Source organism: Ovoidimarina sediminis (assembly GCF_032586175.1).
Classification (GTDB): domain Bacteria; phylum Pseudomonadota; class Alphaproteobacteria; order Rhodobacterales; family Rhodobacteraceae; genus Ovoidimarina; species Ovoidimarina sediminis.
The window spans coordinates 562721-589604 of the sequence record NZ_JAWHTE010000001.1; the positions used below are offsets into that span (position 1 = coordinate 562721).

Sequence of the window (26884 nt, forward strand, 5' to 3'; positions counted from 1 at the left end):
TCAGCGCCGATCATCCCGCCGATCGGGGGCGGTTTCAACGGGAACGGGCCGCTTCGGCTGCACAAGCGTAAGGCCCACGAACATCAGCGCAAGCGCGGCCCAAAGCCAAGCGGAATACCGTTCGCCCAGCAAAACCATCGCCCAGACCACGCCGAACCCCGTCACCAGATAGGCCACCTGCGCGGCAAACACCGCGCCCGCCCGCCCCAGAAGCCAGACATAAACGGCATAAATCACGGCGTGGATCACCGACGATGCGGCCAGCGCCGCCTCGGGTGCCCCGGGCGCGGCAAACGGGTTGACCCAGTGGCCGCTCAGCACCGCCAGGGGCGCGGCAAGGATCACCCCCACGACAGAGGCCCCCAGCAACAGCCGCACAGGCCCCACCCCGGCCGTTCCCCAGCGCGCAACCACGTTCCCTTCAAGCCCGTAGAAGAACGGCGCGATCATCGCGAGCGGGATGAACGCGATCATCGCCCGCTCCGGCAGGCTCGCCTCCGGCCCCACGATCAGGATCACCGCGCCCACGCCGCACATAAGCCCCGCGAACCGCCGCAGGCTGAACCGCTCGAGCCCCATGACCAGCGCGATCGGAAAGGCGAACATCGGCACCAGCGAAATGATGATCGACAGAAGCCCCGCAGGCAGGTGCACCGCGGCGGCGTAGGAGGCCGAATTGGGCAGGATCGTCCCCAGAAGCGCGATCACCGTGTACATCCGGATCTGCGCAAGCCCCATCGGCAGGGTCTTGCCCTGAAAGAACGTGATCGCACCCAGGATCAGAACCGCGATAAAAAGCTGCCAGAAAACTAGGCCCAGGGGCTGATGCCCGGTGCTGACGACGATCTTCGACAAGGGCATGGTCGATCCCCACCCCGCCCCCAGAAGGACAAGCACGAGGAACAGGCCAAACGTCTCCCGGCTCATCCCGGCGACGGCGACAAAAGCCCACCCTCACGCACCGGCACCACGCTCACCGCCCGGCCCGTCCGGTCTTCGGTCTCGACCAGAAGGCCCGACAGCGTCGCCTCCCCCGCCGCGGGGCTGAACCGCCCCCGCGACATGCCGGTGACGAAGCGGCGCAGGGGCTCTGCCGTATCCATCCCGATGACCGAATTGTAATCGCCGCACATCCCCGCATCGGTCATATAGGCCGTGCCGCCCGGCAGGATCATCGCATCCGCTGTCGGCACATGGGTGTGGCTTCCCACGACAACGCTTGCCCGCCCGTCGCAGTAATGGCCCACCGCCATCTTCTCGCTCGTCGCCTCGCAATGGATGTCGACGAGGCTCGCCTGCACCAGCCCCCCGCGCGGATGGGCCTTCAGAACGGTGTCGAGTGCGCTGAACGGGTCCGCGAAGGGCCGCTTCATGAACACCTGCCCCAGAACCTGCGCCACAAGAACCTTGCGCCCCCCCGGCGCATCGTACACCCGCGCCCCGGCCCCCGGTGCATCCTTGGCGAAGTTGAGCGGCCGCAGGATGCGCGGCTCCTTCCCGATGAACTCCAGCATATCGCGCTGATCGAAGGCATGATCGCCCAGAACGATGACATCCGCCCCGGCCTCCAGAAGCGTCTGCGCATGGCCCGCCGACAGCCCGACGCCCGAGGTCGCGTTTTCACCGTTCACGACGCAGAAATCGGCCTTGAGCCGCGCGCGCAGATCCTTGAGCCGCCCGCTCACCGCGGCCCGCCCGGACCGCCCCACAACATCGCCGAGATACAGAAGTTTCATGCCCGAGGCCTATGGCGCACCCGGGTCAAGAGCAAGCGGTTTCGATACCGAAGCTAAGGCCCCAAGCCGCCCCACCGCCGCACGCCCGCCTCCGTCACCACCGCGTCAAGCCGCTGATCCGTGGCTTCCCGCGGCAAGGCCTCGGCCCGCTGCGCCTCATAAGCAAAGCCCACGGCCAGCACCGGCCCACGGGCCTTCAGGCGCTCCAGCGTCCGGTCATAGAAGCCTCCGCCATAGCCAAGCCGCCCGCCGTCATCGTCGAAGGCCACCAGGGGCACGATCAGCACCCTGGGCACCACCTCTTCGGCCTCCGCCGGCACGCACGCCCCGAACGGGCCGTCGATCAGCGCACAGCCGGGCCGCCAGCGGTGGAAGGTCAGGGGCAGCCCCGCGCCCTCGATGACCGGCACGCCCACCGGCCCCGCCCAGTCGGCCATCACCGGCACGGGGTCGATCTCCGTGCGGATCGGCAGGTATCCCGACAGCGCCACCCCCGCCCCGGCCTCACGCAAAACATCCCGAAGCGCCGCCTGCGCGGGCGCCGGATCGACCACCCCATGCGCGCCCCTCCGCCGCGCAAAGGCCGCCGTCCGCGCCGCCGCCTTCTCCTCGGCGAGGCTCACAGCAACACCACCACGGCAAGGCCCAGGAAGGCGAAGAAGCCCACCACATCCGTTACCGTCGTCACGAAGGCGCCCGAGGCCAGCGCCGGGTCCACGCCCACCCGCTCCAGGATCACCGGAATCCCGATCCCCGCCAGCCCCGCCACCACGAGGTTCACCACCATCGCCACGCCGATCACGACGCCCAGCATCGGCATCCCGAACCAGATCACCCCCACGATCCCCATGATCACCGCGAAGGCCATGCCGTTCAGAAGCCCGACCGTCGCCTCACGCCGGATCACCCGCCAGACGTTCGAACCGGTCAGGTCGCGCGTCGCGATCGCCCGCACCGCCACGGTCAGCGCCTGCGTCCCCGCGTTCCCGCCCATCGACGCCACGATGGGCATCAGCACCGCCAGCGCCACGATCTGCGCCAGCGCCGCCTCGAACTGCGCAATCACGAGGCTCGCCACGATCGCGGTGACAAGGTTCACCGCAAGCCAGGGAAACCGCCCCCTCACGATCTCCCGCACGCTCGACGACATCGAACCGCCGTCCTCGCCCACACCGGCCAGGCGCAGGATGTCCTCCTCGTGCTCCTCGTCCAGCACGATCATCGCGTCGTCGATCGTGATCATCCCCACAAGCCGCCCGTCATCGTCGACCACGGGGGCGGAAATCAGGTGATACTGGTTGAATGCATAGGCCACGTCGCCCTCGTCCTGGTCGACGGGGATCGTGCGGAAACTGTCTTCCAGGATGCTGCGCAGCTCGGTCGCGCGTGGCGATCCCATGATCTTGCCCAGCGTCACGTATCCCGTGGGCCGGTGCCGCGGATCGACAAGGATCACGTGATAGAAATCGTCGGGCAGATCGTCATGCGCCCGCATGTGGTCGATCGCCTGGCCCACGTTCCAGTGCTCGGGAACGGCCACGACCTCCCGCTGCATCATCCGGCCCGCTGAAAACTCCGGATAGCTCAGCGCCTGGACGATCGCCACCCGGTCGGCATCGTCAAGCGCTTCCAGAAGCGCCTCCTGCTCCGGCTCGTCGAGGTCTTCCAGAAGGTCGACCACATCGTCCGATTCCAGCTCCCGCAGCGCCTCGCCCAGCGCCGTGGCCGGCAGAAGCCCGATCACCTCCTCGCGCAAGCCCTCGTCCAGTTCCGACAGAACCTCGCCATCCACGATATCGGGCGCCAGCCCCAGAAGATCGCGCCGCTGCTCGGGCGAGATCTGTTCCAGGAAGTCCGCGATATCGGCCTCGTGCAGGTCTTCGAGCCGCGCGCGCAGCGCATCGCCGTCGCCCGCCTCCACGATCTCGGCCACGTCCCGGAACAGCCGTTCGTCCAGGCGGTAATCGTCGCGCTCGGGCGCCTCGGTCTCGATCGTTTCGTCGTTCATCGCCCGCCCTCAACACGCCTGAAGTGCCGGGACCATAGGCGAAGGTCTTTCAAGAAAACAGGGGGGCTCCGGCGATTTACGCGCCCCGGCCGCCGCACTACGCTCCGCCCCATGACAGACGTGATCCTGATCCTCGGCCAGACCCTGGTTTTCGGCGCCTCGCCGCTCGAAGAGGGGCCCGGCGCCGCCCGCCACGACCGCCGGGGCGCGGTTGCAATCTCGGGCGGCCGGATCCTCGCCACGGGGCCCGCCGACGATCTGCGCGCCGCCTATCCTGAAGCGGAAACAAGGAATTACGGCGAAGCGCTCATCCTCCCGGGCTTCGTCGATGCCCACGCCCACTACCCCCAGACGGCGATCATCGCCTCCTGGGGCAAGCGCCTGATCGACTGGCTGAACACCTACACCTTCCCCGAAGAGATGCGCTTTTCCGATCCTGCCTACGCCGCCGAGATCGCGGGTCGCTACCTCGACATCCTCATCCGGAACGGCACCACCACAGTCGCCACCTACTGCACGATCCACCCGGGCTCGGTCGATGCGATCTTCACCGCCGCCGAGGCCCGCGGCATGCGCATCGCCGCCGGCAAGACCTGCATGGACAGGAACGCCCCCGACGGCCTCCGCGACACCGCCCAATCGGCCTATGACGACTCGAAATCCCTGCTGGACCGCTGGCACGGCCGGGGCCGCGCGGCCTACGTCATCACCCCCCGCTTCTCCCCAACCTCGACGCCGGAACAGCTCTCCGCCCTGGGCGCGCTCTGGGCCGAACACCCCGACTGCCTGATGCAGACCCATCTTTCCGAACAGCCCGACGAGATCGCCTGGGTCCGCTCCCTCTTTCCCAACGCCCGCGATTACCTCGACACCTACGAGGCGCACGGTCTGCTGGGCCGGAACGCCATGTTCGGCCACGCGATCCACCTCGAACCCCGCGAACGCGATCGCCTGCGCGAAACCGGCGCGGCACTGATCCACTGCCCGACCTCGAACACCTTCATCGGCTCGGGCCTCTTCGACATAGGGCTGGCCCGCGCACTCCCCGTGGGGCTCGCCACCGATACCGGCGGCGGCTCGTCCTTCTCGATGCTCCGCACGATGGCCGCGGCCTATGAAATCGCGCAACTGCGCGGCCAGGCCCTCCACCCCGCCGATCTGATCTGGCTCGCCACAGAAGGCTCCGCCCGCGCCATGCGGATGGAGGACAGGATCGGCACCCTCGCCCCGGGCTCCGAAGCCGATCTCACCATCCTCGATCTCGCCTCCACCCCTGCCATCGCCCAGGCGACCGCCCGCGCGGGCACGATCTGGGAGGCGCTCTTCCCGACCATCATGATGGGCGACGACAGGGCGATCCAAGCGGTCTGGGTCGGTGGATCAGAGGTGTCGACCACCGCCTGACAAAGGCCCTTGGCGTGAACAGCGGCGAAGCCGCCACGCCATCGCCAGACCGCCCCCGTCTGGCGATGGCGTGGCTTGTCTCTCATGCGCCCGCGCTCACCACCCCCACGCCTCGAGCCCGAACTCCGGATCCCGCGCGGCATGCGCCCTCAGTGCCGCATGGCGCGCGAATTTCTGGATCATCACCTTCCGCCGCGCGGGCGCGAGCTTCGCCTCTTCCGCCATCCGCACGATCTCGGCATCATAGGCATCCGCGATGATAAGTCCCGTCTCCATCGGCAAAAGCTCGGTCGGAAACGCCTCGTCCACCGCCCAGAAAAACCGGTCGCACCACTCCAGATAGCCCTGCCATTTCCCGTCCGAGGTAAAATCCGCCCGGCTCGACTTGCATTCGATCACCCAGATCTCGCCCTTCGGCCCCAGGCCCATCACGTCCACCCGCAGCCCCCGCGCGGGCGTCAGCTCCTCGACGCTGACGAAATCAAGCGCCGCGAGGTGCCGGCAAACACCCCGCGCCAGAAGCTGGCCGGGGCGCGGGGCGGGGGAAAGCTGATCATCGGGCATGATCCCATGATTTGTGAACAATAGGTGAACAAAAAGCAAGGGGCGCGCGCTAGCGCAGCACCTTCACGCCCTCTGCCGTCTCGATCTCGGCCTCGAGCGCGATCTCGGGCCCCGCCTCCAGCACCACGGGCCAGAGGCTTTCAAGCGCGGGAAACGCCGCGCGCAGCCCCGCCGCCTCGGGATGCGCGATCCTGAGCCGCCTCAGCCGGCACCCCCGGTCGGGCAAAAGATCCGCCGGGTGCAGCGCCCCGTCCCACTGAATGAGCGCGGGCGCGGCCCCGCCGAACGGCAGGCAACCGGAGCCGGGCACGGCCATCGTCCAGCTGAACTTCCCGCGCTGCAGCGGCACGCCCACGCCCATCCCCGCAGGCGCGCTTCGCAACGCGGCCTCGAGGTCTTCCGTCCGCGCGATCCAGTTCGTCAGCCGGGGCGTGCCGGCAAACCGGTCGAGGTCGAACCAGCGCGGCCGCCCGGGATGAGCGGCCTCGGGGTTCACGGCAATCGCTTCCAGGTACATCCCCGGGCCCAGCGACAACAGGCGGTTATGCGTGCCCATCTCCACATGCACGCCGCCGGGTTCCAGCGTCAGGCCCAGAACCTCTTCCACATGGGCCGTCGCCGCCTCCAGTGTCTCGCCACAGACCGCGAGGTGATCGAATTCAAGCGTCATGCCGCCTACCGTGCCTCCCGCGCCGGCTCCCACAATTCGATCGGGTTGCCCTCCGGGTCATAAACCCGCGCAAACCGGCCGATCTCGGGCATGTCCCAGGCGGGATTGGTCTCCACCGCCACCCCGGCGGCCTCCAGGCCCGCGCGCATCTCGTCCAGGTCGTCGACCCGGAAATTCACCATGAAGGCCCGGTCCGCGGGCCAGTAATCGCTGTCCTGGGCGAAAAGGCCCAGAACGGCGAAGCCCGCCTCCTGCGGCCAGGGGCCGTTCGCATCGATCGCGAAATGCGTCCTGTACCATTCGGCCAGCGCCGCGGGGTCCTTCGCGCGGAAGAAAACGCCGCCCGCCCCCATCACACGTCCCGTCATACGGCCCTCCCGACGAATTTCAGCAGCCGGGCCCACAGCTCGGGCTCGGTCCCGAAATCGTAGGCATGTCCCTGCCCGGGGGCAACGAAGAGATCGGCGGGCCGCCCCGCGCGCTCCAGGTCCGCCGCCATGTGAAGCGTCATCGCCGGGTCGGCGATCTCGTCGGCATCGCCGGTGCTCAGGAACACCGGGCCCCTGTACCGCGCGATCTCGATCGGGCACCCGGGCGCCAGCCGGTCCTCGTGGCCGGGCCAGATCCAGGCCCGCGCCTCGCCCGCATCGCGCCCGCCGCCAAAGCCCTCCGCCCGCATCCGCTCCGGATCGAACGCGCCGCGCACCACATCCGACGCGGCATGGGCAGCGACGAAGGGAAGCGTCGCAGGGTCCTCCACCAGCGAGGCGATCAGAAGCGCAAGCTCGCCCCCCTTCGACCAGCCGAAGAGCCCCGCGCCCCGGCACCTGGGATGCGCGCCAAGCGCCTCCACGGCGTCCAGCGCGCCCTTGATCTCCACCTCCCGGATCGGCCCCGCGCCCCAGTAATCGCCCTCGCCATAGGCCCAGGGCAGCGCCAGAACGCCCTGCGCGGCAAGGATCGCGGCAAACCGGTGCGCCCAGCCCGCAAACGGGCCTTCCGACCCGTGAAGGATCACCACACCCGCCTGATCCCCACCCGCCTCGGGGCCATAGACGGCCCCGTGCGGGTCAAGCATCTCGAGGCTGAGGCCCATCCTACACCTTGATTTCGGCGAAGCCGTCGCGCAGCGCCCGGCTCCAGGCCCGGCTCATTTCCTGGAACCCCGGGTCGTCGGCCTCGATCCGCCGCTGCTCGGTCACCCGCAGCGCATCGGCCGCGATCACCGTCAGATCCAGCGGCATCCCCACCGACAGGTTCGACCTAAGGGTCGAATCCATCGACAGAAGCACCGCCTTCTTCGCATCCGAAAGCGAGGTCTCCGGCGTCACCACCCGGTCGAGAATCGGCTTGCCGTATTTATGCTCGCCGATCTGCAGGAAGGGGGTGTCCGCCGTCGCTTCGATGAAATTGCCCTCGGGATAGACGAGGAACATCCGCATTCCCCCGCCCTTCCGCTGGCCGGCGACGATCATGCTTGCGCTCGCGCTCTGGGCCGAACGGTCCATCCGCTCGCGGATCTCGGCGGATACCTCCGACAGTGTCCGCCCCACGATCTGCGCCACCTGCAGCATGCTGGGTGCCATCAGAACCGACCGTTCCGGATTGGGCTCCAGGTCGCTCACCGCCTCTTCGAGTCGCGCCACCGTCGTCTGCGTCACCGACAGGCTGCCGGCGGTCATGATCGCGATCACCCGCTCTCCGGGCTCCTCGAAGACGAATGTCTTCCGGTAGGTCGCGATATTGTCGAGCCCCGCATTGGTGCGCGTGTCCGACAACAGGACAACACCGGCCTTCAAGAGCAAGCCCACGCAATAAGTCATCTCACCCGCACTGCCCCGTCCTTGGTTCTGCGGGCGGACCCTAGACGATGTTCCGGGGCTCTGGAAGCAGAACCGCCGCGCAAATCGGCGTCCCGTGCAGTCTTGACCACCGGACACCGTCCGAACCCCGCCCGACGTCCGGCCCGCCCGAACCCCGCCCGACGTCCAGCCCGCCCGATCCCGCCCCGGCCGTCATGCAATTGCCACCCGCCCCCCCGGTTTCAGAACAGGCGCCGCGCGAAATGCAGGGCGAAGGCACCCGATCCCACACCAACGGCAAACGGCCCTCCCCCGCTGCCGGAACCGGCGCCGCACGCAACGCGGGCCGACAACACGTCAGCCCATGCGAACCACAATCGCCGCCGCCGGGGCGCAAGACGCTGATCCAGCCACACGGCCGGCAGAAATCACTCGATCCCACCCGAACCAGACGAGACAACGCCAGCGGGGGGCCAGAAGCAGACGCCCGCTGTCGAAACCGGCACCGCACGCGATACAGACCAGGCTCATCCAATCCCACACCACCCGCAAACAGCACCGGCCCCGCTGCCGGAACCGCCACCGCACGCAAAGCGGGCCGACAACACGCCAGCCCATGCGAACCACAATCGCCGCCGCCGCCGGCCCGCAAGACGCCGATCGAACCACACGGCCGGCGGAGATGACCGCATGCCAAGCCAACCACGCCAGGCATCGGCACCGCGGGCCAGAAGCACACGCCCGCAAATCGGCCCGGGTTCTGCTCTGTGCGCCGGGCCGGATCAGGCCTCCGCGCTCTCCGCGCCTTCCGTCACCGTCCCGCCATCGCCTTCCACGGGCTGAGGCTCCGGCTCAGGCGCCGGCGGCACCATCGCCGCGAACACGCTTTCGGGATCCGCCCCCTTCGCGATCGCCGAGGCCGCCATGCCTTGCGCATTGGGGGGCAGCACCGCGCCGTTCCCGAGGGCCATCTTCACCGCCATCTTCGCCGCCTGCCCGGGCGCGCCCTCGCGGCCCATGCCCGCCGCGCCGATCAACTCCATGCGCAGCGCGCGTGCTCCCGTCAGTTCCATGTTCAGCCTCCAGTTATCCCAACGCCCCCGCCTTACCCCACCCAGGGTTAACAGCGTCCAAAGCTTTCCCGTTTCCCTCCCCCGCGCCGTTGTGATCTAACGGAGGGGCAGAGGCCGGCACCCGGAGGATCAGGCCCCAATGACGAACGGGACCGACAGCGAATCACGCAAGCTTCTCAAGCGCTTGCGCGACGTCATGGCAGAGCAGAGCGCGGGCCAGGCCCGGCTCGACGCGATCGTGACGCTGATCGCCTCGTCGATGCAGGCCGAGGTCTGTTCGATCTATCTCTTCCGCGATGCCGACACGCTGGAGCTTTGCGCGACCGAGGGCCTCAACAAGGAAGCGGTGCACATTACCCGCATGCGCCTTGGCGAGGGCCTCGTGGGCCGTGTCGCCAGGAAGGGCCGCGTCGTGAACACCGCGAACGCGCCGGCGGCCAAGGGCTTCCGCTACATGCCCGAAACCGGCGAAGAGGTGTTTTCCAGCTTCCTCGGCGTCCCCGTCCAGCGGCTTGGCGAAAAGCTCGGCGTCCTCGTCGTCCAGTCGCGCGAGGCGCGCACCTTCTCCGATGACGAGGTCTATGCGCTCGAAGTCGTGGCCATGGTGCTCGCCGAGATGACGGAACTTGGCGCCTTCACCTCCGACAACGCCGCCATGGCGCTGCGCCACACCCAGCCGGTGCTGATCCGGGGCGGCGTCGGCCAGGAAGGCGTGGCCGAAGGGCACATCTGGCTGCACGAACCCCGCGTCGTCGTCACCAACCCGATCGGCGAAGATCCCGAAACCGAACGCAAGCGCCTGAACGACGCGATCGAAACGCTCCGCATCTCGGTCGACGACATGCTGTCGGCCACCGATGTCACCGCCGACAAGGATCAGCGCGAGGTGCTCGAAGCCTACCGCATGTTCACCCGCTCCCGCTCCTGGATCCGGCGGATGGAGGAGGATATCGCCCGCGGGCTTTCCGCCGAGGCCGCCGTCGAGAAGGAACAGTCGACGGCCCGCGCCCGGATGGAGGAAGTGCCCGATGCCTACCTGCGCGAACGCCTCTCCGATCTCGATGATCTCTCGAACCGGCTCCTGCGCATCCTCACCGGCCAGGGCAAGGATACCGGGGCCGAGATGCCGGAAAACCCCGTCCTCGTCGCCCGCAATATCGGGCCGGCAGAGCTTCTCGATTACGGGCGCTCGAAGCTCAAGGGCATCATCCTCGAACAGGGCTCGGTCGGAAGCCACGCGGCCATCGTCGCCCGCGCCTGGGCCATCCCGCTCATCATCCACGCCGACGGCATCACGACCGAGGCGCTGAACGGTGATCACGTGATGGTCGACGGCGAACAGGGGCTCGTCCACCTCCGGCCCGACGACAACGTGTCCTCCGCCTTCCGCGACAAGATCGCGATGCAGGCCGACGCCCAGAAACGCTACGCGAGCCTCCGCGATCAGCCCGCGCAGGCGAAATGCGGCGCGGTGATCGAACTGACGATGAACGCGGGGCTGATCGCCGATCTGCCCTCGCTCGCTCCCTCGGGCGCCGAGGGCGTGGGCCTCTTCCGGACAGAGCTTCAGTTCCTCGTCCGCTCCAGCGTGCCCCGCCGGGGCGAGCTTGCCAATGTCTACGCCCGCGTGATGGATGCCGCCCAGGGCAAGCGCGTGGTCTTCCGCACCCTCGATATCGGCTCCGACAAGGTGCTTCCTTACATGAAGCGCGAGGATGAGCCGAACCCGGCGCTTGGCTGGCGCGCGATCCGGGTGGGCCTCGACAAGCCCGGCGTCATGCGCATGCAGATCCAGGCCCTGATCCGCGCCGCGAACGGCCGGCCGCTGACGGTGATGTTCCCCTTCGTCGCGCAGTTCGACGAATACACCGCCGCCCGCGATCATGTGCTGAAGGAACTCGAACGCGAGGAAAAGCTGGGCCACGTCCTGCCGTCCAAGGTCGAGATCGGCGCCATGCTCGAAACCCCCTCCCTCGCCTTCGCGCCGCGCCAGTTCTTCGAGATGTGCGATTTCATCTCGATCGGCGGGAACGACCTGAAGCAGTTCTTCTTCGCCGCCGACCGCGAGAACGAGCGTGTGCGCCGCCGCTACGACGTGCTGAACGTCTCCTTCCTCACCTTCCTCGAACACATCATCAACCGCTGCCGCGACACCGGCACGCGGGTCAGCTATTGCGGCGAGGATGCGGGCCGCCCGGTGGAAGCGGTCTGCTTCGCCGCCATGGGCCTTCGCTCGCTGTCGATGCGCCCCGCCTCGATCGGCCCCGTCAAATCCCTGATCCGCCGCGTCAACCTCGACGACGCCAAGGCGGTGATCGACGACGCCCGCGGCTCCGGCGCCCAATCCGTGCGCGGCGCGGTGATGGACTGGCTCAGAACGGTGCCGTGAGGCCGTAAGGGGGGCGTCGCGCGTTAGCGGCGTCGAGCACTTCTTGCCCGGACTGAAGGGGCCTTGGCCCCGTCGCGCAGGCGTCCCGAGGGCCCCGCCCGTCTCTTCGCCATCCCCCTATGCCGGGCCTGAGCAATCACGCTCACCGCGGATGCGCAGATGAAAACCGCTTCGAGGCCGGAGCGGAAGTGCTTCCTCACTTGGGCGATGCTAACGTCGGCTGACATGATCGACGTACGCGACAATCAACCGCCGGGTCGCATCGCGGCCCTCCCGCAAATCATCCTGATCAGGCTTCTTATGGTCTGTGCCCCTGCCACGGTGCCGGCCCAGAGCATTATCCGGATTGTTGGATAGATGGCCGATTGTATTCCAGTCATCCATCACGTTGAGCGCACTTATCGCTTTCTTAGCCCCGCCGAAAACGGTCTGAATACGATCCCGAACTTCGTAGAGATGGACGAAGCAGTTCGACTCGTCTTTGAAGGACTCGTTCAAGCTTGCAGCCATCGCCCTGATCTCAGGGAACCTTGGTAGAGCGTCGGCGACCTTGATTCGAAATTCCGTCTGTTCTGCGATGCGATCCGCTCGGGTGTCGGAAGTGACATTGCCGTCCTTGTCACGAATTATGAAGTCTACGTTTGCTGGGAACGTTGTCAGTTTGAAGTGGCCTGTTTCAGCGATGATGTATTGGTCGGAACGCCCGTCGTCGTATTCACGGGTTAGTTGCGCTGAGTTCAGAACGTACTGCTTACCTGAAACAATGGCTTGACCGAAGAAGTGAGGCTCCAACTCTCGATGAGCCTCATCTCGGAACTCGGCGCCACGTTCATACTCAAACGTCGGGAAATTTCCGCGAGCAACTCCTTGTTCGATATGCACTCTTCCGGACAGTAGCTCGAGATCAATAATCTCTTCAAAGAGATCCGTCGGTTCGTATTTCCATTCGAGAACAGTTGTTGCTTCATCAATGATTGCGAGGCTCTCCGACACAGGTTGTGAGACAATATGGCACCAGACCTCTAATGGCGTTGGAACAAGTGACACCCCCCACACGCAAGCGCCATCCCCCTAGCCCCGTTGATCCACCCCCCACCAACGCTACCTTCCCCCCAAATACCGACGCCAAGGAAACCACCCCCATGACCACCCGCCGCAGCATGACCTTCGGGGATTGGGTCAACGCCGCCGCCCTCGCGGCGGTCGGCCTCTTTCTCGGCCTCGCGCTCCACTACCTGTTCCAGCTGAAAAGCTCCGCCTTCTGGGTCACCGGCATCGTCACGCTCCTCCTCTTCGGCGGCGTGTTCCTGGCCTCCCTCGCCTTCGACGCAGCCGTCGACCGCCTCTTTTTCGGCGGCGTCAAACCGGCGGACCCTCCCGAGGGGTGGCGCCGCAAACCCCTCCCGCGCCTCCTCAGCCTGCCTGCCGGTGTCGCCATCGGCGTGATCGGCGGGCAGTTCGGCCTCGGCGCCCTGCTTCTCTGAAACCTTGCCGGGGCTCTCCCCGCCCCCCTCAGATCCGCAACACCCCGGTCGTCCTACCGGCATCTCGGGCCTGTCCCCGCGCTCTCAGTAGCCGCCCCAGATCACGAAGAGGGCCACCACGACGCAGAGCACGATCAACGTCTTCAGATCAAACACTGTGAAAGCTCCCAAACGAACCCATCGCCCACAGGTCACATCCGCATATGCGCCCTTCCCCGGCGCGGATGCGGATGGGCGAAGGATACGCCCATGACGCCCTGGTTGAGAAACCCCGGGGCCGCAGGCTCCCTTTTCCTCAGGCCTCGCCCCCGAACTGCTCCCACGCATCAAGCGCCTGCGCGGCATACATCAGCGACGGCCCCCCACCCATGTAGATCGCCACGGCCAGCATCTCCTCGAACTCCGCCCGGGGCGTGCCAAGCTTCAGAAGCGCCTTGGTGTGAAACCCGATGCACCCGTCGCAGCGCAGCGCGATCGCGATCCCCATCGCGATCAGCTCCTTCGTCTTTTCGTCAAGCCGGCCCGTGCCGCAGGCCCCCTGCGCCATCCCCGAAAACCCCTTCATGGTCTCGGGAATATCCTTTCTCAAAGCCGCGATCTGCTTCGAAATGGCGCCTGTCAGTTCGGGATATGATGTCGTGCCCACCGCGTCTCTCCTTGGTTCCTTGCGGTGAACCCTAGGCCCCTCCCGGCCCCGCGCCTTGATCTGCCGCAACCGGGCCGACGGGCCAGAGCGGCAGCCATCATGCCACGGCCCCGCCCCCGCCGGGCCGTCCTGAGGGGAAATCCGGGCGGGAGAGGTCGCGCCGCAACGGCGCGGCCCCGGTTACCAGAACTTCCACCAGGCTTCCTTCTGAACCCCGAATCTCATGATCGGGATCTGCATCGGGTCGCACACCCAGTCGTCGGGCCTGCCCTCGAACTGGTATCCCAGCACCTCAAGCAGCGCGGCCTCCGAAAGTTCGAGCGGGTGGAAGGGGAACGGATAGGCCTCCTCCTCGACATCATCGTCGAACTCGTCTTCGACATCATCGTCGACGTCCTGCTCAACCGGATGCTCGCCGTCCCAATAGGGACGCTCGAAAGGCAATCTCTCGCCGATCTCCTCGTGGATGCCCCCATCTGGCGAAACGCTCAGCGCGCGAACCAGCTTCCCCTGGTCCCAAAGCGCGAAAGCGCACCAGTCGGATACGGAATGGGTCGCATGAACATAGGTCTTCGCCCCAAGGCCAAGGCTGTGCCACTGGCCGTCGATCTCCGACAGGCGATCCGCGGCAAGGCCCGGATGCGCGATGATCACAAGGTCGCCATAGACCCCGACAAAAACTTCTCCGTGGTCGGGGTTCAGAAAGCTCAGATCGCCGTCCTCCATCTCTTTCAGCGCACCATCCGGCATGATCCGTTTCGCCAGCGCGGCGGAAGCCTCGCGGTCCAGCACGGGCGCATTGCCCAGGGTCTGTCTGGGGTCAGTGTTGTAGTAAACGGCAAACCACGCCTTCGCACCCACTCAGAGATCTCCTTCGCGTATGTCCTGCGGCACAGTCAGGGCGATCCGGGGGACGGATCCTGCAAGAAGTCTACCCGGCGCGGATGTTCCCGTCGCGCCAGAACTCTCGCGAGCCCGGGATCTGCTGTGCCGCGTCGCCGGAAAGCCGCATCCCGGAATTGGGGCCCCTCACCCCTCATGCCGGATGAACCCCGAATAACTCGGCCGGTCCGGCAAAAGCCGCCCCGCCCCGTCGAAATCGCTGTCAGCGTTGAACGGGATCGCGGCCCGCGCCGGAAGCCCCGCGATCACCCGGGCCTGCCCATCCAGAACCGTACGAAGCCGCGCCTCCAGCTCGGCCTTCCGCGCCTCCCGGTGATAGCCGTGCACCCCGTGCACCAGTTCGGGCTCCAGCACCGTGAACCCGAGGTAGCGCAGCGCATAGGCCAAGGGCCAGAGCAGCATCGAGATATCCCCCTCCCGCCCGTCAAAGCCGCTTTCGGTCGCCCGCGATCCGGTCGTCACGCAGAACAGCGCCCGCCGCCCCCGGAACCGCCCGGTGTCGAAGCGCTCGTCCACGCTATGGGTGGCCCCGTGCATCAGAACCCGGTCGAACCAGCCTTTCAGGATCGCGGGCGGCCCGAACCACCAGACGGGGAAGTGAAAGATCACCCGGTCCGCGGCGCGAAGCTTCTCAAGCTCGGCAGCCACATCCGCCGGGATGGTGCCGGCCGCCGCCGCCGTCTCCTGCGCCTTCAGGGGGTCGAAGGCATCGCCGGTATCGCGATAGTGCCGCGCCGCCTCCACCGGATCGAACCCCATCTGCACAAGATCCGACCGCAAAACCCGGTCGCCCGCGGCCGCACAGGCCGCCCGCGTCGCCTCCGCCCAGGCCGCGTTGAACGAACGCGGCTCCGGATGCGCCAGCACGATCAGCGTCGTCGTCAATGGCCCGCTCCTGCACAAGGGTCTTCGGGCCTCAGGCTTACACCCCGCCCGCGGGGCCCGGCAATCGCGCGAAGTGGGGCCTTGCCCCGATCCCGGACGCGACGGTCCCCGTGTCCGGGATCGCGGCGGCGATCGGGCGGCCCGCCGCCCAGGCCCCCCCGGGCATCGTGATTGGCAGCAAAAGCACCCCGGCCACGACAGCGGCAAGGGCAGCGGAAGCAAGATCTGTCAGCATCGGTCTTGTCCTTCAATGGGTCGGTGCGCCGCGCCCGAAGCCCGGGCGCGGCACTCGAAGATGGGAAGGGTCAGAGGTCGCCCACCGGCGTCGCGCGGATGCCCGGCCACAGGTCGTAGGCCCCGGCGATCACCTCTTCGGGGTTCTCAAGGTATTTCTCGAAAATCGCCGCGTTCACGAAGAGATAGAGCTTGCCGTCAACGATATCGGCATAGCGCACGTCGCCGTCGAGCTTCTTGCCCTTGAACACACCGAAGGCGCAGAAGCCTCCGAACTGCGGCAGGTAGGCGGCCGGGTCGGCCTCGAACGCCTCCTTCGCCGCGGCGGTGGAGAAGTAGTAATCGACGCCGTCATGGGCCGCGGTGTGCACCGCGTCACCAAGGCCCGGCGCCTCGCTCACGAACATCGAAACGGGGTCCACCCCGTGCAGGCCCAGGGGGTTGCCGGTCAGCGTCAGGCCGTTCGAGACGTTATATTCGTCCGCCGCGAAGGCCATGGTCGACAGCGCCAGCGTCGTCGTGGCGGCAAGGGCGGTCATAAGCAGTTTGGAGGTCATGGGAGGTTCCTTTCAGGAAGTGGAGGTTTGGGTGGGGCTGCCCTTGGCCGCACGGCTCAGGGCAAGCGTTTCGGCCTTCAGGGCCGCGTTTTCACGGCGAAGCGCCGCGATCTCTGTCTGCGTCTCCGCCTCGGTCAGGCGGCGCGGAATATGGCGGGGGCAGTTCCAGTCGAACGCCTCGACATGGATGATCACCGCCCGTTCGGCGGGGGGATCGGGGCTCCCGGCCCCGATCCCCCCGGCCTCGAAGGTCTCGGCCCGGCCCCAGATCTTCAGCCGCCGCGCGTGGGCGTAATCCATCAGGATCAGCGCGATCCTGTCATTCCCGTCCAGGTTGCCCACGGAAATGTACTGCCGGTTCCCGCGCAGATCGGCATAGGCGATCGTCCGGTCATCGATCGCGCGCAGAAACCCCGGCGGCCCGCCCCGGAACTGCACATAGGGCCAGCCGGTCTCGGAAACCGTCGCCTGGTAGAACCCGTCTCGCGCCTCGATGAAGGCCCGCTCGGCCTCCCCCAGACGCGCCCCGCCCTGCCGGTCGTCGGACAGAAACCGCGCATAGCTGCCAGAGCCGTGCCGCTCCTGCCGCCGGCGCACGGCGGGGGTGAAGGAAATCTCTGCAAAGGCAAGTGCCATGGAACCGCTCCTCAAAGGCCAAGGTCGTCAAGGCCGGGGTGATCTGCGGGCCGGGGGCCGGGTGGCCAGTGGAACAGCCGGTCCTCCGCCCCGATCGCCCGGTCGTTGATCGAGGCGATCCGCCGGCACATCCGCCCGTCCTGTGCGAACTGCCAGTTCTCGTTGCCATAGGCGCGAAACCACTGGCCGTCCGCATCCCGCCACTCATAGGCAAAGCGCACGGCGATCCGGTTGCCGCCGAAGGTCCAGAGGCCCTTGATCAGCCGGTAGTCCAGCTCCCGCACCCATTTCCGCGTCAGGAACGCGTGGATCTCGGGGTGGCCCTCGAAGATCTCCGCGCGGTTCCGCCACCGGCTGTCCTCGGTATAGGCGGGCGTCACGCGGTCGGGGTCGCGGCTGTTCCAGGCATCCTCCGCGGCGCGCACCTTCCGGCGCGCGGTCTCTTCGGTGAAGGGCGGAACGGGGGGGCGTGTCATGGGATCGGTCCTTGTTCGAAGAAGGGGGCCCCGGCCGGCGCGACAGGGAGAGAGGGGTGACTGGCCGGCCGGGGCTTCGGGGAACGCGCGTCTTGGGGAGGTCAGCGCGCGTCCCGCATCGCCGCCACGGTCGCGTCGGTATCGGCGACATGGCTTGCGATCATGCGAAAGTTGGTGATCGCGGCGGCATAGCCGTCGAGGCCCGGCAGTTGCGCGGCGGCGGTGGCGTCAGAGACGACCATCACCTCGAACCCCTGCTCCTGCAGCTCACGCATATGGCTTTCGGTACAAAGGTTGGCCGACATGCCCGCGATGATCACCTTGTCGATCCCGCGCTTGCGCATCTGCAGGACAAGGTCGTTTGTCTCGGGCCCGAACACCTTGTGGGGGTTCGACACCACGGTGTCGCCATCGTCGATGAAGGGCTTGTACTGCTCCAGCCAGTCGGCCCCCGATCCTTCGAACCCGTGGGTATCAAGCGGGCCCGCCCGGTCGAACATGCCGATCTGGTGCATCAGCGTCTCAAGCGCGCCTTCCATGTGCCAGCGGTGATCGTGGGGGAAATAGTAATGCGGGGAAACGAACACGGGCATCCCCGTCTCCTTCGCCGCCGCGAACAGCCGCCCGATATTCTCGACCGTGCCGTTCTCCTCGGCATTGGCGCCCACCACGCCCCAGGCCACGCCGTCGGGGTGCAGGAAGTCGTTCTGCGGATCGGTGACGAGAAGCGCGGTATTCCCTTCGGTGATCTCGAAACCGGGGTCGGGCAACCCGCCCTGCGCCGCGGCCGGATCGGCCAGCGCGGTCGAAATCAGAAGCGTCGCGGCAAGGCCGGTAAGCGAGAAGGTGGCGGGGGTCATGGTCTGTCCTTTCCAAGGTTGACTGATCGGTGCACCTATTGGGTTAACCGATCGGTACATGTTTGCAAGAGAAATTTTTGCGAACCCCACCCGGCGCGATGCCGAAACACCACGGAACGCCTTGAAAACAAGAGATTGCGGAAGGGTTTCTTGAACCCGGCTGGCAGCAGGAATATTTACAGATCAGTCAACGTAAGGTGCCCGATGAGCCGCAACAAACGCGATGAGCTGATTCGAAACGCGCTCAAGATCTTCTACCGGAACGGCTTCAACGCGACGGGGATGGATCTCGTCGCAAAGGAATCCGGCGTCTCCAAAACCTCGATCTACAAACACTTCCGCACCAAGGACGAACTGATCCTCGCGGTCCTTCGCCTCCGGGACGAGGATTTCCGCAACTGGCTCTTCCGCCGGATGGAGGATCTGGCGGATACGCCCGCCGGTCAGCTTCTCGCCATGTTCGACGCGCTCGAAGAATGGTTCGAGGCCGACGGCTTCCAGGGCTGCATGTTCATCAAGGCGAGTGCTGAATTCCAGAACCCGAGCGACGCCATCAACCGCCAGTCCTACGCGCATAAGGAGCTTCTGGTCGATCACTTCGCCCGCCTCGCCGGCGCAGCGGGTTTTGACGCGCCCCGCGCTCTCGCCCGCGAACTCCTGATCCTGAAAGAGGGCGCCATCGTGATCGCCGCCATGTCCCACGATCCCGCCCCGGCGATGGAGGCGAAGGCCATCGCCGCCCGTCTTCTCGGTTAGGGGGCGCTCAGGCCCCGAGTGCTGCGGGCGACGACGCCCGCCCCCAGAACCGCCAGGTCAGGAACACGCCCGCCAGCGCCAGGCCCATGACAAGGCCAAGCCACACCCCCACCGCGCCAAGCCCGGCCCAGAAGCCCAGCGCATAGCTCGCCGGCACCCCAACGGCCCAATAGCTCAGTCCCGCGATCACCATCGGCACGCGCGTGTCCTGCACGCCTCTCAGCATCCCCAGCGCCATCACCTGCCCCGCATCGACGGCCTGGAACAGCGCGGCCACGGCCAGAAGCGCGGCGCCGATCGCCATGATCTCGGGCCTTGCCGGATCGTCGGCGGACACGAAGGGCGCGATCAGAAGGCCGGGCACGGTCAGAAACGCGATCACCGTCACCGCCACCACCGCCATCGACAGGCCGAACCCCACCGCGGCGCCCAGCCGCAGGCCCTCGCGATCCCGGCGGCCATAGGCGCGCCCCGCCCGCACCGTCACCGCCTGGCTCAGGCCGATATGGATCATGAACGTCCCGCTCGCGATCTGAAGCGCGATGCCATGGGCGGCCAGTTCCTTCACCCCGATCCAGCCCACCATCACCGAGGACGCCGCGAAAAGCCCCACCTCGGCAAGGTTCGTCAGCCCGATCGGCCAGCCGAGGCGAAACACCCGCCCGAACGCCTCCCAATCCGCGCGCCAGGGGTTCCGGAACAGCTCGTATTCGGGCGTCACCCGCGCGGCATAGATCGCCAGCCACAGGAACCCCACGACCTGCAGCGTGACGCTCGCGATGGCCGCGCCCGCGATTCCCAGCTCGGGCGCGCCCCAGTTCCCGAAGATCAGCACATAGTTCAGAAGCACGTTCAGCGCGGCCGTCACCGCGATCACCACGAAAACGATCCGCGTCCGCCCCAGCGCGGCGAGATAGCTCTTCACCACCATGATCAGAAGGTTCGGGATCAGCCCGATGCCCACGATCTTGAGGTAAAGCGCCCCCCGCGCCGCCACCAGCGGCTCCTGCCCCATCAGGATCAGAAGCGGCTCGGAAAACACCAGCACCGGCAACGCGGCCAGCCCGAACAGCACCGACAGCCAGATCCCCATCCGCGTCACGCGCCTGACCTGCACGTCGTCGTCGGTGCCCGCGGCGGCGGCCACCATCGGCATCACCGCCCAGGCAAACCCCGATCCCACGATGAAGAAAACGAAATAGATCGCGCCTGCCACCGTCTGCGCCGCGAGGTCGCCCAGGTCATAGCGCCCCAGCATCACCGCATCGGTCACCTGCACGGCATATTGCGCCAGATGGCTGCCGATCAGCGGCAGGCCCAGCACCATCAGCGCATGCGCATGTCCCCGGGCGCCCGGGGCGGCGGTTTCCTCCGGCAATGTGGTCATATCCCGCGCATACGCCTCCGCCGGGCCCCGGGCAAGCCCGCAAGGCGCAACCTTATCCACAAGTATTGAACGGCCGCTAAAGCAGGTCTGTTTGATCTGTTTACGTAGCGTCGCTCATGGTAATTTAGCGGTGTTAATCGTGTTGGCCGGTAGGCCAGAAGGGGGAAATCATGACACTGTCAAGCCGCCTGTGGCGGTATGCGGCCGGTTTCGGGGCCGCCTGTCTTATTATGGGTGCATCAGGGGCGTCCGCGGCATCCTACGTGCTCGACGATCATCCCGACGGGGTGCTGCGCTGCGAAAACGTCTCGGCGGGCAGCGATTGCTGGGATTACGGCTATCGCGGCGAAGACGTCGAGTTCTTCGGAACCATGCAACTCGGCAACGTGACGCTGACTTGGGATGGCGGCAGCACGGCCACGCTGTCGGGCAGCTTGAACGCATCGACCGCAGGCGTGGCCGGATCCACCGATCCGGGCATCGGCGATGAGGTCAGCCTGTTTTACGAACTGACCGGCGTCGTCTCCGACGGCAATGGCGGCTTCACCGCCACTGGCGGCTACGGGTCGTTCTACACCGACTACGTTCAGTACGACTTCACCGGCAAGGCCGACCACACGGGCTATGTCGCGCTCTTCGCCTTCGACGGCTTCCGCCTCGACGGCGACGACAGCTCGGGCGTGTTCCGCGGCTGAACGATGGACGCCGGCTATTGCGGCAAGCTGCCCGGCGGGGGCGGCTATGAGTACTCGGTTTCGGTCCAGTCCGTTGCATACGGGGAAGAGTACTACGAGCGTAAGTGCCTCAGCGACGGGCGCACTTACGGCACCAACGATTTCCTCGCCACCGTCGCACCGGTGCCGCTTCCGGCCGCCGGTCTTCTGATGCTCGGCGCGCTCGGGGCAATGCGCCGCCGCTCTTAAACTCCGGGTTGTCTCCGGGCGAGGCCCGGGGGTCCCCAGCCGGAATTCCTTGTCCCGTGTGTTGGGACAGCGGCGGTCAGGGGCCTATGCTCATGAAGGGCATGGGCCCCTTTGCCGTTCAGCTCTCCACATGCCGCAATTCGGGGTGCAAGGCGGTGCCCAGGATATGGTCCGCCCGGTGCACCACGTGGCTCGCCCCGCCCACGATCAGGGGGTCGGGGTGGCGCGCCACCTTCGGGTCCTTCCCGGGGTAATCCAGCGTCGACAGCACATGCGCCATGCATTCCAGCCGCGCACGCTTCTTGTCGTCCGACTTGATGATCGTCCAGGGCGCGTCGGCGGTGTCGGTGTAGAAGAACATCGCCTCCTTCGCCTCGGTATAATCGTCCCACTTCCCAAGCGACGCCTTGTCGATCGGCGACAGCTTCCACCGCTTCAGGGGGTCGTTCTCGCGGCTTTCGAAGCGCCGCCGCTGCTCTGCCGCCGTCACCGAGAACCAGAACTTGTAAAGCCGGATCCCGTCCCGCACGAGCATCCGCTCGAGGTCCGGCACCTGACGCATGAACTCGAGGTACTCGTTCGGCGCGCAGAACCCCATCACCCGCTCCACACCGGCCCGGTTGTACCACGACCGGTCATAGAAAACCATTTCCCCGACCGTCGGCAACTCCTTGATGTAACGCTGGAAAAACCACTGCCCCTTCTCTTCCCAGGTGGGCTTGTTCAACGCCACGACGCGGGCCGACCGCGGGTTCAGATGCTCCATGAACCGCTTGATCGTGCCGCCTTTCCCGGCGGCATCCCGACCCTCGAAGAGGAAGACGAACCGCTCCCCCGTCTCCTGCGCCCAAAGCTGCACCTTCAGAAGCTCCGCCTGAAGCTTCGCCTTCCGCGCCTCATAGGCCCGGCGCGACAGCCGCGTGTCATAGGGGTATTCGCCGGATTCGAACGCCGCCCGGATCTTGTCCGGCGTGGGCATGGGAAGGGCGGTCTTCGGTCGGGCCGTATCCGGCATGGGGCAGTTCTCCCGTCAGGTGATCCTACCCGCAAGTCTGCCAGAAACCGCCGCCCGCCGCCTTGAGCGGGATCAAACCCGCCCGGGACAGGCGGCCGGCGCGGCATCACGCCTCCGGAACGCCCAGCGCCACCAGCTGATCCCCGATCCGGTCCAGCACCTGCTTGGAAAACACCATCGCGTCCTTGAACCGCGCGACGGTCATGTTCGGATGCGCATCCATAAGCGTCTGCAGCGAGGCCCGCGCCTCCTCCTCCCGACCCGCACCCAATAGCGCGGCGCTGAGGTTGCGGTGTACCCAATGCGCGTTCGGGCGCTCCTGCAACGCCCGAAGGTAGAAGTCGGCGGCCCTGGCGTCGTCCCCGGCCACCTGGTGCGCCGCCCCGATGCCCACGAGGTTGTTGAAATTCATCGGGTCAAGCGGGCTGAGGCGCATGGCGTGCTCGAAATGCCGCTTCGCCTCCTCCGGCCGATCGGCATAATTGTCCAGCCAGCCAAGCCGGCTCAGCGCCCAGGCGGAATTCGGATCGAGCTGGATCGCGCGCTCCAGAAGCACCCGCGCCGCGCCGAAATTCCGCGCGAAGGTATGCACCGCGCCAAGCACCGACAGGATCAGCGGGTCGTCGGACGACATCTGCGCGGCCCGTTCCGCCCTCGACAGCGCCTCCGCCTTTGCGTCACCGATATGCTCGGCCCAGTTGTAGACGGATCGCTGCGCCCAGCACCATGCGGCAAGCGCAAGTGCGAGCGGGTATTCAGGGTCGATCTCCAGCGCCTTGTCGAGCATCTTCAGCGCACGGGTCGCGGAGGTCTCTTCCAGCGTCCAGACATCCGGCATCGCCCGCATCGTGTAATCGTAGGCGCCAAGGTCATGTGGCGGCTTGCGCCGGGTGCGCTCGATTTCGGCGAACTGAATCGAGGGCTGGATGGCGCCGGCCACCTGCGCGGTGATCTTGTCCTGCAACTCGAAGATATCGTCGAGCGATCCGTCATACTTGTCGGCCCAAAGATGCGCGCCGCCATCGGTTTCGATCAGCTGCACAGTGATCCGAACCCGGTTGCCGGCCCGCTGGACGGATCCCTCCAGCACGTACTTGACGCCAAGCTCGCGCCCGATATCGCGCACGTTCACATGCCGCCCCTTGTAGGCGAAAGCGGAATTGCGCGCGATCACGAAGAACGAGCGGATGCGCGACAGCGTGGCGGTAATCGCCTCCACCACGCCGTCCGCGAAATACTCCTGGTCCGTGTCGCCCGACATGTTGTCGAACGGAAGCACCGCGATCGAGGGCTTCTCGGGTCGCCGCAGGGGGGCGGTCGCGGGCCCGGTCCGCTCCGCACTGCCGCTCTCTTCGGGCCAGCGGAACACCCGCACCGGCTTCGGAAAATTCTTCAGTTCGTGTTTGCCATCGTCATAGAACGCCGCGTCGATGCGGCTGCCGATATGCTCATGGGTGTTCCCGCTCAGGCTGATCCCGCCCGGCGAGGCGATCTCCTGAAGCCGCGCGGCAAGGTTCACGCCATCCCCGAAAATGTCGCGGCCCTCGATGATGATATCGCCCAGGTTGATCCCGATCCTGAGCTGCAGAAGCGGCCGGCCCTGCGGGTCCTTCTCCCGGGCGGCCATCGCGCGCTGGATCGCGATCGCGCATCTGACCGCGTCGACGACGCTGGCAAATTCCACCAGCGCCCCGTCGCCCATCAGCTTCACCACCCGGCCCTTATGGGCGGCAACCTTCGGCGCGAAGATCTCGCTGCGGATCCGGTTGACAGCGGCCAGCGTGCCCGCCTCGTCCGCATTCATCCTGCGCGAGAACCCGGCGATGTCGGTGGACATTATCGCGGCAAGACGGCGGTGGACTGCGGGTTCGGTCATCACTCTTTTCGGTCGTTCGGTCGGCGCAGGGAAAGCCTGCCCCGAAGCGAAGATCATGCGCAAGTGGCATCGGCCCGGAACGAAAAGAAGGCCCGGGCGCGCCGCCCGGGCCTCCGATCGAAGGATCGGCCGCGGTTCAGGCCGCCCGGCGCTTCCGTTTCAGCGCGGTCAGACCGCCAAGTCCGCCCAGCATCAGAAGCCCCGCCGCCGGCAAGGGCACCGCCGCGATCTCGATCGCCGAGATGTAGGAGTTCGGGCCCGAGATTCCGAAGATCTCCAGGCTCTCCCCCATCCCGAGGAAATAGTTGATGTCGATCCGCACATCCCCGTCCTGAGACACGGAATTGGCGATCATGTCATCGGCGTCGTAGATCACGCCCCCGATGCTCCAGATCGTGGCATAGGGATCCTTCCCGTCGTGGTTCGAGTTGATCCAGATCGACGAGATCAGCACATCCATATCGGTCGAGGTGAAGGTCAGAACCTCGCCCGTCGTGGTCAGCCCGTCATCGTCCGACGGCGCACAGCGGTTCGTGCCCCCGCCATAGGCGAAGTTCAGAACGGTCCCGTCGAGAACATCGCGGCACACCCCGATCCCGGCATTGCCCGCATCGAAATAGACGTACTGGTCGATATCGTCGTCCTGATCCGACGCGTCCGCCGTCAGCGAGGCGGTCACATCCAGGTTCGGCCCGGTGAAACCCGCGAAGGAAGACGTGCTGAACGTCGTCCACGCGCTCTCGCCGATACCGCCACCGGAATTCGCCGCCGCTTTGAAATCATAGACCGCAGCACTCGCTGCGCTTGCGGCGCACAGCACCGCGGCGGCACAGGCCGCAAGGATGGGAAGTCGCATAAAGCCCCCGACTCGTTACACATACAGAGGTTTGCATGTTATCGGCTTCCACGCCGGGCGCAGGCCCCCTGATCTGAACACTCCGGTTCCATTCCGGAAACACTCCGCAGCTTGCTCGCGAGCGGCCCCGCCCGGCGTACCAGGCCCGGTCTCAAGGCCCCCCGATCCGTGGCAGCCGCTGACGCGGCTTTCAGCCCCGGGTGACGCATGCCTCGCGCAAGGCGAATGTCAGCCGGTCGCTCTGCCAGCCGCCCGCCTGGGGCAGGCCTCAAGGATCCGGATGCTGTTCGTTCGAATGTCTGAGGTTGCTTGCGATCCTCGGCGCGGCAAACGCGGTGAAGCGGCGCACCTCGGGTCGCTTGTGCGCCGTCGGCGATACGATCAGCCAGAGTTGCAAATCCGATCCGGGCGGCGGATTGAAGCAGCGCACAAGGTTGGGGTTTGCATCCCCCACCGTCACCGGGAAAGGCGCGATCCCCTGCCCGGTCTCAACTGCCATCATCAGGTCGTTGACTGTGGCGCAGCGAACGACGTTGCGCCGTTTGCTTCGGAAATGGTGCAGAAGGTGGACACGGTGCGCCTCCATATCGTCGGAAAACTCTGCCGGCAGGGTGGTTTTGGCGGCATAGGCACGCGAGGCATAATAGGTCCATTGCGTGACGCCGACCCTCCTGGCAATCAGCCGATCGTCCGAGATCTCGGACGCCATGCGCAAAGCAACGTCGGCTTCTCCTTTCATCAGGTCCAGCGGGTTTTCCGAGAAAATGAACTCGAAACTCACGCCGGGGTTCTCTTCGACGAATTGAGCGACGATCGCCCCGATGTTGCCAACCGACTTGTCGCCGACAGCCGTGACGCGGATCGGCTTGCTCGAACTAACTCTTTCGGCCGCAGCCTCCGCTTCAAGGGAATGGGCGGCGGTCTCGAGGGCCTCGGCGGACGCCAGCAGGTTCAGTGCGTGCTCGGTCGGCTCCGCCCCGCGCGCGGTTCTCTCGAACAGGGTCACGCCGAGGGCGTGTTCCAGAACATCGATGCGACGCGACACGGTGGTTTGGTTGAGCCCCAGATATCGGGAGGCCGCGAGGGTCGAGCCCTCCCGCATCACGGCGAGGAACACGCGCACGTCTCCCCAATCTCTGAACCGGCTCTGCATTTTTGCATATCAGCACGGCGCCGTGACAGATACCAGCAGATCCTCCCGTGAAAGTACCTTGCTCCCGGCAACACGACGGAGACCTGCAATGACCACCCTGTCCCTTCCCGCCTTTCTCGTCTTTCCCTGGCGCTCACGGACGTCCGGGCAAATGGCCGATGACACTATGCCCACCGGCGATGCAGACCGTCGCAGGATTGTCGGCGAGATGATTGCAGCGGGGGCCTGCGACAGCGAATTTGGTATTCAGATGCTGATGTCGATCTTTCCGGACGAGTTTTGACATACGAGGTTTCCCGCCGATCTCGGGCCGGTCTTGCCGCGAATTCCGACGCCTGGTCTGACCGCGCCGCCCGGCATGAACCCGCAGCGTGATCCGCGCACCGCCCCTCACCGCCGCACCCGCAAAGCTCCCGCGCCCCGTCTCCACCGCGACGCCGGGTTGCAGACAACGTAAGACAGCGAATGACCGCAGTGAGCCGATTGTGTTGAAGAAGTCGGCTTGAAGAGCGCGAGCGGATTGCGGTCGCGTGTGCTTTTACCTGGCGCTCAGGCCGGGGCGGGCGCTCCCGGGATCAGTTTCGCGAGTTT

At 66.5% G+C, this 26884-nt stretch carries 31 protein-coding genes; 7 read left to right on the forward strand and 24 right to left on the reverse strand.

Annotated features, from left to right (window positions below; genetic code table 11):
- Genes RXV90_RS02765 through mgtE form a run of 4 tightly spaced genes read right to left on the reverse strand, consistent with a single transcriptional unit; the run spans position 1 to position 3744 of the window.
- The gene (locus tag RXV90_RS02765) at positions 1-927 is read right to left on the reverse strand and encodes a DMT family transporter (protein ID WP_316646719.1); all 927 of its coding nucleotides are present in this window, start codon (positions 925-927) and stop codon (positions 1-3) included.
- Positions 924-1736: a TIGR00282 family metallophosphoesterase gene (locus tag RXV90_RS02770; RefSeq protein WP_316646720.1), complete on the reverse strand. Its 813-nt coding sequence runs from the start codon at positions 1734-1736 to the stop codon at positions 924-926. The genes RXV90_RS02765 and RXV90_RS02770 overlap by 4 nt, the downstream gene beginning before the upstream one ends.
- 53 nt (positions 1737-1789) lie before the next feature.
- The gene (locus RXV90_RS02775) at positions 1790-2359 is read right to left on the reverse strand and encodes a 5-formyltetrahydrofolate cyclo-ligase (protein ID WP_316646721.1); all 570 of its coding nucleotides are present in this window, start codon (positions 2357-2359) and stop codon (positions 1790-1792) included.
- The gene (mgtE, locus tag RXV90_RS02780; RefSeq protein WP_316646722.1) at positions 2356-3744 is read right to left on the reverse strand and encodes a magnesium transporter; all 1389 of its coding nucleotides are present in this window, start codon (positions 3742-3744) and stop codon (positions 2356-2358) included. The genes RXV90_RS02775 and mgtE overlap by 4 nt, the downstream gene beginning before the upstream one ends.
- A 111-nt stretch (positions 3745-3855) precedes the next feature.
- On the opposite strand from mgtE, the gene guaD reads away from it, so the two are divergent.
- On the forward strand, positions 3856-5148 hold the full coding sequence (guaD, locus tag RXV90_RS02785) for a guanine deaminase (protein WP_316646724.1): 1293 nt from the start codon (positions 3856-3858) through the stop codon (positions 5146-5148).
- A 96-nt stretch (positions 5149-5244) separates the two neighbouring features.
- Here guaD and RXV90_RS02790 read toward each other — a convergent pair whose 3' ends face one another.
- From RXV90_RS02790 to RXV90_RS02815, 6 genes are all read right to left on the reverse strand, one after another.
- Complete coding sequence (locus RXV90_RS02790; protein ID WP_316646725.1) at positions 5245-5712, reverse strand: MmcB family DNA repair protein; 468 nt, start codon at positions 5710-5712, stop codon at positions 5245-5247.
- Positions 5713-5761: 49 nt separating this feature from the next.
- Positions 5762-6382, reverse strand: coding sequence for a VOC family protein (locus RXV90_RS02795; protein ID WP_316646726.1), 621 nt, complete (start codon positions 6380-6382; stop codon positions 5762-5764).
- A gap of 5 nt (positions 6383-6387) precedes the next feature.
- Positions 6388-6750 (reverse strand): VOC family protein, encoded by a 363-nt coding sequence (locus RXV90_RS02800; protein WP_316646727.1) that lies wholly within the window; start codon positions 6748-6750, stop codon positions 6388-6390.
- The gene (locus RXV90_RS02805) at positions 6747-7478 is read right to left on the reverse strand and encodes an alpha/beta hydrolase family protein (RefSeq protein WP_316646728.1); all 732 of its coding nucleotides are present in this window, start codon (positions 7476-7478) and stop codon (positions 6747-6749) included. Before RXV90_RS02805 ends, RXV90_RS02800 begins: the two co-directional genes overlap by 4 nt.
- Before the next feature lies 1 nt (position 7479).
- Entirely contained in the window at positions 7480-8205 is a 726-nt protein-coding gene (locus RXV90_RS02810; RefSeq protein ID WP_316646729.1) for a proteasome-type protease, read from the reverse strand.
- 761 nt (positions 8206-8966) lie between these two features.
- Positions 8967-9257 carry a hypothetical protein gene (locus RXV90_RS02815; RefSeq protein WP_316646730.1) on the reverse strand — a complete coding sequence of 97 codons (291 nt, stop codon included), beginning with the start codon at positions 9255-9257 and terminating at the stop codon, positions 8967-8969.
- A 139-nt stretch (positions 9258-9396) separates the two neighbouring features.
- Here RXV90_RS02815 and ptsP point away from each other — a divergent pair, with 139 nt between their 5' ends.
- The gene (ptsP, locus tag RXV90_RS02820) at positions 9397-11646 is read left to right on the forward strand and encodes a phosphoenolpyruvate--protein phosphotransferase (protein ID WP_316646731.1); all 2250 of its coding nucleotides are present in this window, start codon (positions 9397-9399) and stop codon (positions 11644-11646) included.
- A 210-nt stretch (positions 11647-11856) separates the two neighbouring features.
- Here the strand turns inward: ptsP and RXV90_RS02825 are convergent, their stop codons facing one another.
- The gene (locus RXV90_RS02825; RefSeq protein ID WP_316646732.1) at positions 11857-12639 is read right to left on the reverse strand and encodes a hypothetical protein; all 783 of its coding nucleotides are present in this window, start codon (positions 12637-12639) and stop codon (positions 11857-11859) included.
- 149 nt (positions 12640-12788) lie between these two features.
- On the opposite strand from RXV90_RS02825, the gene RXV90_RS02830 reads away from it, so the two are divergent.
- Positions 12789-13130, forward strand: a complete 342-nt coding sequence (locus tag RXV90_RS02830; protein WP_316646733.1) for a hypothetical protein — start codon at positions 12789-12791, stop codon at positions 13128-13130.
- A gap of 295 nt (positions 13131-13425) precedes the next feature.
- Here RXV90_RS02830 and RXV90_RS02835 read toward each other — a convergent pair whose 3' ends face one another.
- From RXV90_RS02835 to RXV90_RS02870, 8 genes are all read right to left on the reverse strand, one after another.
- Complete coding sequence (locus RXV90_RS02835; RefSeq protein ID WP_316646734.1) at positions 13426-13776, reverse strand: carboxymuconolactone decarboxylase family protein; 351 nt, start codon at positions 13774-13776, stop codon at positions 13426-13428.
- Between the two features lie 180 nt (positions 13777-13956).
- Positions 13957-14637 carry a DUF6928 family protein gene (locus tag RXV90_RS02840; RefSeq protein WP_316646735.1) on the reverse strand — a complete coding sequence of 227 codons (681 nt, stop codon included), beginning with the start codon at positions 14635-14637 and terminating at the stop codon, positions 13957-13959.
- Between the two features lie 168 nt (positions 14638-14805).
- On the reverse strand, positions 14806-15564 hold the full coding sequence (locus tag RXV90_RS02845) for an NAD(P)H-dependent oxidoreductase (RefSeq protein WP_316646736.1): 759 nt from the start codon (positions 15562-15564) through the stop codon (positions 14806-14808).
- A gap of 37 nt (positions 15565-15601) precedes the next feature.
- A complete protein-coding gene (locus RXV90_RS02850) occupies positions 15602-15799 on the reverse strand; it encodes a hypothetical protein (RefSeq protein ID WP_316646738.1) in 198 nt (65 codons plus the stop codon).
- Positions 15800-15869: 70 nt separating this feature from the next.
- Positions 15870-16355, reverse strand: coding sequence for a YHS domain-containing (seleno)protein (locus RXV90_RS02855; RefSeq protein ID WP_316646739.1), 486 nt, complete (start codon positions 16353-16355; stop codon positions 15870-15872).
- 12 nt (positions 16356-16367) lie between these two features.
- Positions 16368-16991, reverse strand: coding sequence for a pyridoxamine 5'-phosphate oxidase family protein (locus RXV90_RS02860; protein ID WP_316646740.1), 624 nt, complete (start codon positions 16989-16991; stop codon positions 16368-16370).
- An 11-nt stretch (positions 16992-17002) separates the two neighbouring features.
- A complete protein-coding gene (locus RXV90_RS02865; protein WP_316646741.1) occupies positions 17003-17467 on the reverse strand; it encodes a nuclear transport factor 2 family protein in 465 nt (154 codons plus the stop codon).
- Between the two features lie 101 nt (positions 17468-17568).
- A complete protein-coding gene (locus RXV90_RS02870; RefSeq protein ID WP_316646742.1) occupies positions 17569-18327 on the reverse strand; it encodes a cysteine hydrolase family protein in 759 nt (252 codons plus the stop codon).
- A gap of 204 nt (positions 18328-18531) precedes the next feature.
- Between RXV90_RS02870 and RXV90_RS02875 the strand changes: the two genes are divergently transcribed.
- On the forward strand, positions 18532-19083 hold the full coding sequence (locus tag RXV90_RS02875) for a TetR/AcrR family transcriptional regulator (RefSeq protein ID WP_316646743.1): 552 nt from the start codon (positions 18532-18534) through the stop codon (positions 19081-19083).
- 7 nt (positions 19084-19090) lie between these two features.
- Here the strand turns inward: RXV90_RS02875 and RXV90_RS02880 are convergent, their stop codons facing one another.
- The gene (locus tag RXV90_RS02880) at positions 19091-20470 is read right to left on the reverse strand and encodes an MATE family efflux transporter (RefSeq protein WP_316646744.1); all 1380 of its coding nucleotides are present in this window, start codon (positions 20468-20470) and stop codon (positions 19091-19093) included.
- 170 nt (positions 20471-20640) lie between these two features.
- Between RXV90_RS02880 and RXV90_RS02885 the strand changes: the two genes are divergently transcribed.
- Positions 20641-21165: a hypothetical protein gene (locus RXV90_RS02885; protein ID WP_316646745.1), complete on the forward strand. Its 525-nt coding sequence runs from the start codon at positions 20641-20643 to the stop codon at positions 21163-21165.
- A gap of 3 nt (positions 21166-21168) precedes the next feature.
- Positions 21169-21393 carry a VPLPA-CTERM sorting domain-containing protein gene (locus RXV90_RS02890; RefSeq protein WP_316646746.1) on the forward strand — a complete coding sequence of 75 codons (225 nt, stop codon included), beginning with the start codon at positions 21169-21171 and terminating at the stop codon, positions 21391-21393.
- Between the two features lie 118 nt (positions 21394-21511).
- Here RXV90_RS02890 and ppk2 read toward each other — a convergent pair whose 3' ends face one another.
- The 4 genes from ppk2 to RXV90_RS02910 form a co-directional block, all read right to left on the reverse strand.
- The gene (gene ppk2 / locus RXV90_RS02895; RefSeq protein WP_316646747.1) at positions 21512-22408 is read right to left on the reverse strand and encodes a polyphosphate kinase 2; all 897 of its coding nucleotides are present in this window, start codon (positions 22406-22408) and stop codon (positions 21512-21514) included.
- A gap of 106 nt (positions 22409-22514) precedes the next feature.
- On the reverse strand, positions 22515-24284 hold the full coding sequence (locus tag RXV90_RS02900; RefSeq protein WP_316646748.1) for an adenylate/guanylate cyclase domain-containing protein: 1770 nt from the start codon (positions 24282-24284) through the stop codon (positions 22515-22517).
- A gap of 136 nt (positions 24285-24420) precedes the next feature.
- Positions 24421-25140 (reverse strand): VPLPA-CTERM sorting domain-containing protein, encoded by a 720-nt coding sequence (locus tag RXV90_RS02905; protein WP_316646749.1) that lies wholly within the window; start codon positions 25138-25140, stop codon positions 24421-24423.
- A gap of 268 nt (positions 25141-25408) precedes the next feature.
- A complete protein-coding gene (locus RXV90_RS02910) occupies positions 25409-26293 on the reverse strand; it encodes a LysR family transcriptional regulator (protein ID WP_316646750.1) in 885 nt (294 codons plus the stop codon).
- A gap of 88 nt (positions 26294-26381) precedes the next feature.
- Between RXV90_RS02910 and RXV90_RS02915 the strand changes: the two genes are divergently transcribed.
- On the forward strand, positions 26382-26576 hold the full coding sequence (locus RXV90_RS02915; protein WP_316646751.1) for a hypothetical protein: 195 nt from the start codon (positions 26382-26384) through the stop codon (positions 26574-26576).
- Positions 26577-26884: the final 308 nt, after the last annotated feature.